Genomic DNA, 9,043 nt, shown 5'->3' with positions numbered 1-9,043 from the left:
CCGCGCTGCCGCCGTTCGACGCCACCCGCCTGCGGCCGGAGCACCTCGAGCGCGACGCCGACGGCGACGTCGTGTTCACCCCCGGCCCGTCGACGACGAACCTCAACGGCACCACCCACGGTGCGGTCCTGTCCGGGCTCGCCGCCGCGGCCCAGGCCGCGTACCCCGGCGCCGCGGACGCCCGGCCGCTGTCGACGACCGTGGAGTTCCTGCGCCCGGTGCAGATCACCGACTGGTTGCGGGCCCGCACCGTCGCGATCCGCGACGGTCGCCGCTTCCGCACCCTGGGCACGGAGCTGGTGCTGCCCGACGGGCGGACCGCGGTGCGCGCCGTCGGCACCGCGCTGCGCCGATGATCGCCCGGACGGGTCGTCGCTGTTAGCGTCGTCACCGTCCCCGGCTCGGAGGTGCGCACGTGTCGACCCCGCAGGTCCCCGCCCCACGACCCCACCGGATCGCCGTCATCGGGTCCGGACCGTCCGGCCTGTACACGGCCGAGGCGCTGCTGGCGGGTGACCCGTCGGTGCACGTCGACGTGATCGACCGGCTGCCCGCGCCCTACGGTCTGGTCCGGTACGGCGTCGCCCCCGACCACGTGAAGATGAAGTCGGTCATCCGCGCGCTGGTGCGGACCTTCGACGACAGCGACCGCGTCCGGTTCCTCGGCAACGTCCACGTCGGCCCCGGCGGTATCCCGGGGGAGGCGCTGCGGGAGCACTACCACGCCGTCGTGCACGCCACCGGCAGCGCGGTCGACCGCGACCTCGGCGTCCCGGGGGAGGACCTCGCGGGCTCGGTCGGGTCCGGTGCGTTCGTGTCCTGGTACTGCGGGCACCCCGACGCGGTCGGTCCCGGCCCGCTGCTCGACCGCCCCGGCGTGGTCGTGGTCGGCGCGGGGAACGTCGCCGTCGACGTCGCGCGGGTCCTGGCCCGCCCCGCCGACGACCTCGCCGCCACCGACGCGCACGACGCGGTGCTCGACGCGCTGCGGGCGAGCGCGGTCACCGACGTGCACGTACTGGTCCGGCGCGACTTGCTGCACGTGAAGTTCACCCCCGCCGAGCTGCGCGGTCTCGGCGGCCTCGACGACGTCGACGTCGTGGTGCACGACGACGGCCTGCTCGCCGCAGACGTCGCCGAGCCGGAGGAGCGCCGGATGCGCCAGAACATCGAGATGCTCACCGCATGGGCCCGCCGGTCCTCCACCGGCGCGCCCCGGCGGATCCACCTGCGGTTCCTGCGGTCCCCGGTCCGGCTCGTCGACGACGGGACCGGCCGGGTCGGCGCCGTGGAGATCGAACGCAACGCCCTCGGCGACGACGGCCGGGTGCGCGGCACGGGGGAGCGGGAGACCCTGGAGGCGGGCCTGGTCGTGCGGGCCATCGGCTACGCGGGCGAGCCCATCGAGGGGCTGCCGTTCGACGCGGCCACCGGCACCGTCCCGCACGAGGCCGGACGGGTGCTGCTCGGCGGGGAGCCGGTGCGCGGCAGCTACGTGGCCGGGTGGATCAAGCGGGGCCCGACCGGGGTGATCGGCACCAACAAGGGCGACGGCGCGCAGACCGCGGAGTCGGTGCTGGCCGACCTGCCTGCCCTGTCGACGCCGCCGCGGCCGGGCGGCGTCGCCGTCGTCGAGCGGATGCGCTCCTACGGCGTCGACCCCGTGCTGTGGGAGGACTGGCTGCGTCTCGACGCCGCCGAGCTCGCCCTGGGGGAGCGGCGCGGCGGCACCGACCGGGTCAAGATCGCGGACCGGGCGGAGATGCTCGACGCCGCCCGCAGCCGCAGCTCGCGGTCGTAGCGGTCGGTTCCCGCGCGGCCGCCGTACGGCTCAGTACGGGTCGACCGCCATGACGCAGGACATCGCGCCCATGCCGCGGGAGAAGTCCTCGGCCTCGTCGGGGGTCATGGACATGGTGCAGGTGACCGAGCTGTAGGCGACACCCTCACGGACGTCGACGCAGAACTCGCGCAGCGTGCGGCCACATCCCTGCAGCGCCGAGGCGATCTGCATGACCCCGGCCATCCCGTCGCCGGTGACGACGGTGTGCCGGCGGGGCATCCGGGACGCGATGTCGGCGGCGCCACCGGACCCGGTGGGGAAGGAGAAGGTGGTGGTGGGACGGTCGGCGGTGATGCTCATGATCGTGTGGCTCCATGCGTTGCGCGAGAGAGAAGCGGGAACGCGAGCCAGGTCTCGTAAAACCTCACCGCGGTGTGCGGGAGGGAAGCGCCGGGATTGCGGCGCGGGCGCGTCGGCGGCCTGGATCAGCCGACGCGCAGTGCTACTACCGCGAGAAGTCGTGCGGGCAGCGCTGCGGCCGGAGCAAGGGTGTGCTCGACGGTGCGCATGACGATCACAGTAGCAACCGGATGCGGCCTGCGCCACAGGGGATGCCCCCACTAGCCTCATCGGTGTCCGCCACGCCCTGACCCGAGGGGAAGCCCCACCGTGATCACCGCGATCGTCCTGGTGCACACCGCCGCCGACCGGATCCCCGAGACCGCGCAGGCCATCGCGGACCTCGACGGCGTGTCGGAGGTCTACTCCTGCGCCGGTGACGTGGACCTGATTGCGATCGTCAAGGTGCGCGAGCACGAGCAGCTCGCCGACGTGATCGCCAGCCGGCTCAGCCGGATCGACGGCGTCGTCGGGACCGACACGCACATCGCGTTCCGGTCCTACTCCAAGGCCGACACCGACGCCGCGTTCGCCATCGGGCTCGACTGAGCCGGCCCCCGCGGGTCAGGCCGACGCGAGCTCGGTCGAGAGCGCGGCCCAGCGGGCCAGCAGGTCCGCGGCCGCACCGGAGTCCACCGCCTCGGCGACGGCGTCGAGTGCCGCCCCGACCGACGCGGTGAGGTCGGCACCGACCCCGCGGTGCGCGGCGAGCGCCCCGGCGGCGTTGAGCAGCACGGCGTCGCGCACCGGCCCGGTCTTGCCGGCCACCAGGTCGCGGACGACGGCGGCGTTGACCTGCCGGGTGCCGCCGCGCAGGTCCTCGGCGGTGGCCACGCCGACCCCGAGGTCGGCCGGGTCGAGCCGTTCCTCGCGCACGGTGCCGCCGTCACTGATCCAGACGGTGCTGCGCCCGGTGGTGGTCAGCTCGTCGAGCCCGTCGTCGCCGCGCACCACCAGTACCGACTTGCCGCGCCGGGCGAAGACCTCGGCCATCGTCGCGGCGTGCCGGGGGTCGGCGCAGCCGATCAGGCCGGTCTCCGGCTGGGCCGGGTTGGACAGCGGCCCGAGCAGGTTCATCGCGGTCGGGACGCCGAGCTCGCGACGGACCGCGCCGGCGTAGCGCATGGCGGGGTGGAAGGACTGCGCGAAGCAGAACGCGATCCCCAGCTCCGCGGCGCACCGCTCGACCGCGGACGGGGTCAGCTCGATCGCGACGCCCAGCTCCTCCAGCACGTCGGCCGTCCCGCACTGCGACGACGCCGCGCGCCCGCCGTGCTTGACCACCGGCGCACCCGCCGCCGCGACGACGATCGCCGCCATCGTGGAGATGTTCACCGTGTGCGCCTGGTCCCCGCCGGTGCCGACGACGTCGACCGAGCGCCCGGGCACGTGCACCCGCAGCGCGTGGGCCAGCATCGCGTCGGCCATGCCGGAGATCTCCGCAGGCGTCTCACCCTTCGCGCGCAGCGCCACGAGGAATCCGGCGAGCTGCGCCGGGGTCGCCTCGCCGGCGAAGACCTGACCCATCGCCCAGGTCGCCTCGTCGGCGGTCACGTCCTCGCCGCGCATCAGGCGGCCGATCACGGAGGGCCAGGTGGGTGCGCTCACGACGTGAGGTGTCCTCTGTCTCGCTACTGCTGCTGGGTCAGGGTGCCGGGCCGGTGGTCGCGCAGGACCTGCGCCACGACCTCGGCCGCCTCGATCGGGTCGAGCGGGTGCACGAGCACGGCGTCCGCCTCCGACCAGGTGGCGAGCCAGCGGTCGTCCCGGCGGCGGACGGTCAGCACGATCGGGGGGCAGTCGACGATCTCGTGACGCAGCTGCTTGGCCACGCCCATCCCGCCGGTCGGCTGAGCCTCGCCGTCGAGGACCAGCAGGTCGGCCTCACCGGCGTCGCAGGCCGCGAGGACCTCGGCGATGCCGGCCGCCTCCACCCAGCGCACCCGGCCCACGTCCGGCGCGGGCCGCCGCCCGACCGCCTCGATGATGCTCTCGCGGACCTCGGGACGGTGGCTGTAGACCAGCACCGTGCTGGTCCCCGTCACCGATCCGGCCGCGCTGCCGATCTCTGCCGCTCGTCCGCTCACGCCGGCGATACTAGGGGAACCCTCCGTCGGCCCCGAACGTTGTCGAGTCGGCGGTCCGGGACGGGGCCGTCCGGCGCCCGCCCGGTCGCCCCGACCAGGCGAAGAGTTCGGTGATCATGGGGCCCGTTCGCCGATCGTGATGTGGCGAGGGGTATCCCGACAAGCCGTAGAAGTTCGGCTCGGGTCATAATGCCCGACGTGACGACAGCGGCACCCAACATCAGCGCGCGGATCCATTCGCTGAACCGCCCCAACCTGGTCAGCATCGGCACCATCGTCTGGCTCTCCAGCGAGCTGATGTTCTTCGCCGGGCTGTTCGCGATGTACTTCACCGCGCGGGCGCAGAACGACGGCCCCTGGCCGCCGCCGCCCACCGAGCTCGACGTCCCCTACGCGCTCGCGATCACGATCGTGCTCGTGGCGTCCTCGTTCACCTGCCAGTTCGGCGTGTTCGCCGCCGAGCGTGGTGACGTGTTCGGCCTGCGTCGCTGGTACGCCCTGACGCTGGCGATGGGGACGTTCTTCGTGCTCGGCCAGGCCTTCGAGTACTACACCCTGGTCACCTCGCACGAGACGACGATCGCGTCGAGCGCCTACGGGTCGGTCTTCTACCTGGCGACCGGCTTCCACGGGCTGCACGTGGTCGGCGGCCTGGTCGCGTTCGTGTACCTGATCATCCGCACGAAGCTCAGCAAGTTCACGCCCGCCCAGGCCACCGCGGCGATCGTGGTGTCGTACTACTGGCACTTCGTCGACGTGGTGTGGATCGGGCTGTTCGCCACGATCTACTTCATCCGCTGACCGATCGCGCCGCCCGTTCCCTGACAGCACCCGCCACGACGTCGAGGTTGGAAGACCCCCAGCGATGACCGAGAACCAGAACCCACCACCGGCCGACCGGCCGGACGAGAAGGCCGGGGGCCGCACCCGTCCGCACGGCAAGATGAAGCGCCGCATCGCCGGCGCCCTCGCCATCGGGCTGGGACTGCTGTCCGTCGGTTTCCTCTACGCCGCCTTCGCGCCGCAGCCGCAGGTCGCCCAGGCGCAGCAGGACACCGCGCTGATCGCCAAGGGCGAGCAGCTCTACAACAACACCTGCATCACCTGCCACGGTGCGAACCTGCAGGGCGTCGAGAACCGCGGCCCGAGCCTCATCGGCGTCGGTGACGCGGCGGTCTACTTCCAGGTGTCCTCGGGTCGTATGCCGATGGCGCGCCAGGAGGCCCAGGCGGCCCGCAAGCACCCGCTGCCGATCTTCGACCCGGAGACCCAGGAGGGCCGGGCGAACCTCGAGGCGCTGGGCGCGTTCGTGCAGGCCAACGGCGGCGGGCCGGTCACCCCGGCCGCGACCGGCGAGGCCCTGCGCGGCGACGACCCGGGCCGCGGCGGTGTGCTGTACCGCCTGAACTGCGCCTCGTGCCACAACTTCACCGGTGTCGGCGGCGCGCTGTCGTCCGGCAAGTACGCTCCCGCGCTCGAGCCGGCCAGCGAGGAGCAGATCTACACCGCGATGCAGACCGGTCCGCAGAACATGCCGCGCTTCTCCGACCAGCAGCTCACGCCGCAGGAGAAGCAGGACATCATCGCGTACATCAAGTCGGTGAACCACGCCAACGACCCGGGCGGCTACTCGCTGCTGGGTCTCGGTCCGACGGCCGAGGGTGTCTTCATCTTCGCCGTCGTGATGTCCGGTCTGGTCGGGTTCGCCATCTGGTTGGGGGCGAAGAGTTGAGCAGCGAAGTCAGCACCGGGTCGGACCGTCGTCCGACCAAGGAGGAGCTCGACGCGATGTCGCCCGAGCAGCTGGCCCGTCTGGCCGGTGAGCTCGACGAGGTCGAGGTCGTGCACAACACGCCGGCGTTCCCGATCCCGGGGACCCGCGCGGAGAAGCGCGCCGAGCGTTCGGTCGCGCTGTGGTTCGTCATCTCGGCGATCTCCATGATCGCCTTCGTGGTCGCGTTCATCGCGTGGCCGTGGGAGTACGTCAACGTCGGCGAGCCCGGCCACGCGCTCTACAACCTCTACACCCCGGTCATCGGCTTCACCTTCGGGTTCTCGGTGCTCTCCATCGGCATCGCGGTCATCCAGATGGTGAAGAAGCTGTTCCCGGACGAGACCTCGGTCCAGCAGCGCCACGACGGCCCGTCCACCGACGTCGACCGCGCCACCTTCCTGGCCCAGGTCGCCGACGCCGGCAAGGGCACCACGATCGGCCGTCGCAAGCTGATCATCCGCAGCGCGGGCCTGGCCGCGGCCGTCGCCGGTATCGGCACCGGTGTCGTCGCGCTCGGCGGCATCATCCGGAACCCGTGGGCCGAGGGCGACGACGCCCCGCTGTGGCACACGGGCTGGCGTCCGGAGAACGGCGAGACGGTGTACCTGCGCACCGACACGGGTATTCTCTCCGAGATCGCCCGAGTGCGACCCGAGGACATGGAGCCGGGTTCGATGATGACCGTCTTCCCGTACCGCGAGAGCGAGCGGGGCAACGAGGAGGAGCTGCTGCACGCGCAGCGCGCCTCGGACGCGCCGGTCATGCTCATCCGTCTCCGCCCCGGGACCGAGGTCACGAAGCGCCCCGGGCAGGAGAACTTCAACTATGGTGACTTCTACGCCTGGTCGAAGGTCTGCACCCACCTCGGGTGCCCGACCTCCCTCTACCAGGCGCAGGACAACCGCATTCTCTGCCCGTGCCACCAGTCGCAGTTCCTGGCCACGCAGGACGCCGAGCCCGTCTTCGGGCCCGCCGCCCGGCCGTTGCCACAGCTGCCGATCACGGTGAACGAGGAGGGCTTCTTCGTCGCCCGCAGCGACTTCGTGGAGCCCGTCGGACCCGCGTTCTGGGAGAGGCCGAAGACGACATGAGTTCGATCACGACACCCACCACCTCCTCAGGTGGCCTCGCGGCCAAGGGCGGCGCGGCACTCGACCAGGCGGACCAGCGCTACCACGCGGCCGCCGGACTGCGGAAGCAGTTCAACAAGGTCTTCCCGACCCACTGGTCGTTCATGCTGGGCGAGATCGCCCTGTACAGCTTCATCATCGTGCTGCTGTCGGGCACCTACCTGGCGCTGTTCTTCGACCCCTCCATGCAGGAGGTCGTCTACAACGGGCCGTACGACCCGCTGCGCGGCGTCCACATGTCGCGGGCCTACGAGTCCGCGCTGGAGATCTCGCTCGAGGTCCGCGGCGGCCTGTTCATGCGTCAGCTGCACCACTGGGCGGCGCTGCTCTTCGTCGCGGCGATGATCATCCACATGTTCCGGGTGTTCTTCACCGGCGCGTTCCGCAAGCCGCGTGAGGCCAACTGGACCATCGGCGTCGTGCTGATCCTGCTGGGCACCTTCGCCGGCTTCACCGGCTACTCCCTGCCGGACGACCTGCTCTCGGGCGTCGGGCTGCGGATCGCCTCGGGCATCACGCTGACCGTGCCGATCATGGGCACCTGGGTGCACTGGGCGCTGTTCGGCGGCGAGTTCCCCGGGACCGAGATCATCCCGCGGCTCTACATCATCCACGTGCTGATCCTGCCCGGCATCATCCTCGCGCTGATCGCCGTGCACCTCGGCCTGGTGTGGTACCAGAAGCACACCCAGTTCCCCGGCCCCGGCCGGACCGAGAACAACGTCGTCGGCGTGCGGATCATGCCGCAGTTCGCGGCGAAGGGCGGCGCGTTCTTCTTCGTTGTCGCCGGTGTGCTGGCCCTGATCTCCGGGCTGTTCCAGATGAACCCGATCTGGCACCTCGGCCCGTACGACGCCTCGCACATCTCCGCCGGTTCGCAGCCGGACTTCTACATGCTGTGGTCCGAGGGCATGGGCCGGATCTTCCCGCCGTGGGAGTTCTACCTGTTCGGGACGTACACGATCCCGGCGGCGTTCATCCCCACCGCGGGCTTCCTGCCGGTGCTGTTCGTGCTCGCCGGGGCCTACCCGGCCATCGAACGGCGCTTCACCGGGGACGACGCGCTGCACAACCTGCTGCAGCGCCCGCGCGACGTCCCGGTCCGGACCGCGCTCGGCGCCATGGCGATCTCGTTCTACCTGTGGCTCGTGATGTGCGGGTTCAACGACTGGATCTCGTACTTCTTCCACATCTCGCTGAACGCGACCACGTGGGCCGGCCGCATCGGTCTGCTCGTCGTGCCGCCGATCGTGTACTGGGTGGCCTACCGCTGGTGCCTCGGTCTGCAGCGGTCGGACCGCGCGGTGCTGGAGCACGGCATCGAGACGGGCATCATCAAGCGGCTGCCGCACGGTGAGTTCATCGAGGTGCACCAGCCGCTGGGTGGCGTCGACTCGCACGGCCACGCCATCCCGCTGGAGTACCAGGGCGCCTCGGTGCCCAAGCGGATGAACCAGCTCGGGTCGGCGGGCGAGCCGGTCTCCGGTTCGCTGCTCACGCCGGACCCGGTCGAGGAGTCCCGTGCGCTGGCCGTGGCCCGCCACGAGGCCCACGAGCGGGAGCTCGAGGAGTCCCGCCGGCGTCACGAGGCGCGCGCGGAGCTCGAGTCCCGCAGCAGTGAGCTCGCGGGCCGCCCCGACGACGGTGGTCGTCCGCAGCAGCCGCGCGACTGAGCACGGCCCGGGCCCGGCCCGGAAGCACTCCACGGCGGCCCCGCCGGAGACACGGTCTCCGGCGGGGCCGCCGTCGTGTGCCGGTGCGCCGTCGTGCGTCCGGCGGGGGCCGCCGTCGTGTGCGGGCTGCGCATGGTCGGACGCCGCGTCCCGTGTGTCCGGCCACGGGGTCGTCGGCCGGGGGCGCCGTCGTGGAG

Annotated in this window: 10 protein-coding genes; 7 read left to right on the top strand and 3 right to left on the bottom strand. The window is 71.9% G+C overall.

Features of this window, described 5'->3' with window-relative positions; genetic code table 11:
• Together GTW08_RS09085 and GTW08_RS09080 are read left to right on the top strand one after the other, a co-directional pair.
• On the top strand, positions 1-356 hold a 356-nt coding region (locus GTW08_RS09085; RefSeq protein ID WP_202416803.1), incomplete at its 5' end, for a PaaI family thioesterase.
• A gap of 59 nt (positions 357-415) precedes the next feature.
• Positions 416-1,801, top strand: a complete 1,386-nt coding sequence (locus GTW08_RS09080; protein ID WP_073574281.1) for an FAD-dependent oxidoreductase — start codon at positions 416-418, stop codon at positions 1,799-1,801.
• A gap of 30 nt (positions 1,802-1,831) precedes the next feature.
• On the opposite strand, the gene GTW08_RS09075 is transcribed toward GTW08_RS09080, so the two are convergent.
• On the bottom strand, positions 1,832-2,143 hold the full coding sequence (locus tag GTW08_RS09075) for a hypothetical protein (protein WP_073574280.1): 312 nt from the start codon (positions 2,141-2,143) through the stop codon (positions 1,832-1,834).
• Positions 2,144-2,452: 309 nt separating this feature from the next.
• On the opposite strand from GTW08_RS09075, the gene GTW08_RS09070 reads away from it, so the two are divergent.
• Positions 2,453-2,731, top strand: coding sequence for an Lrp/AsnC family transcriptional regulator (locus GTW08_RS09070; protein WP_060711495.1), 279 nt, complete (start codon positions 2,453-2,455; stop codon positions 2,729-2,731).
• Positions 2,732-2,746: 15 nt separating this feature from the next.
• Here GTW08_RS09070 and trpD read toward each other — a convergent pair whose 3' ends face one another.
• Positions 2,747-3,790 (bottom strand): anthranilate phosphoribosyltransferase, encoded by a 1,044-nt coding sequence (trpD, locus tag GTW08_RS09065; protein ID WP_139282697.1) that lies wholly within the window; start codon positions 3,788-3,790, stop codon positions 2,747-2,749.
• A 23-nt stretch (positions 3,791-3,813) separates the two neighbouring features.
• The gene (locus GTW08_RS09060; RefSeq protein WP_226357828.1) at positions 3,814-4,269 is read right to left on the bottom strand and encodes a hypothetical protein; all 456 of its coding nucleotides are present in this window, start codon (positions 4,267-4,269) and stop codon (positions 3,814-3,816) included.
• A 189-nt stretch (positions 4,270-4,458) separates the two neighbouring features.
• Between GTW08_RS09060 and GTW08_RS09055 the strand changes: the two genes are divergently transcribed.
• The 4 genes from GTW08_RS09055 (at position 4,459) to GTW08_RS09040 (ending at position 8,846) form a co-directional block, all read left to right on the top strand.
• Positions 4,459-5,070: a cytochrome c oxidase subunit 3 gene (locus GTW08_RS09055; RefSeq protein WP_062396094.1), complete on the top strand. Its 612-nt coding sequence runs from the start codon at positions 4,459-4,461 to the stop codon at positions 5,068-5,070.
• A gap of 142 nt (positions 5,071-5,212) precedes the next feature.
• Entirely contained in the window at positions 5,213-6,001 is a 789-nt protein-coding gene (locus GTW08_RS09050) for a c-type cytochrome (protein WP_226369134.1), read from the top strand.
• The gene (locus GTW08_RS09045; protein ID WP_237453677.1) at positions 5,998-7,134 is read left to right on the top strand and encodes a ubiquinol-cytochrome c reductase iron-sulfur subunit; all 1,137 of its coding nucleotides are present in this window, start codon (positions 5,998-6,000) and stop codon (positions 7,132-7,134) included. The genes GTW08_RS09050 and GTW08_RS09045 overlap by 4 nt, the downstream gene beginning before the upstream one ends.
• Positions 7,131-8,846: a cytochrome b gene (locus GTW08_RS09040; RefSeq protein ID WP_073574276.1), complete on the top strand. Its 1,716-nt coding sequence runs from the start codon at positions 7,131-7,133 to the stop codon at positions 8,844-8,846. The genes GTW08_RS09045 and GTW08_RS09040 overlap by 4 nt, the downstream gene beginning before the upstream one ends.
• Positions 8,847-9,043: the final 197 nt, after the last annotated feature.

It is taken from the genome of Pseudonocardia sp. SID8383 (assembly GCF_009864975.1).
GTDB classification, from domain to species: Bacteria; Actinomycetota; Actinomycetes; order Mycobacteriales; family Pseudonocardiaceae; genus Pseudonocardia; species Pseudonocardia alni.
Note: the sequence above shows the minus strand (reverse complement) of the source record. Positions and strands in the feature narration are given on the sequence as shown.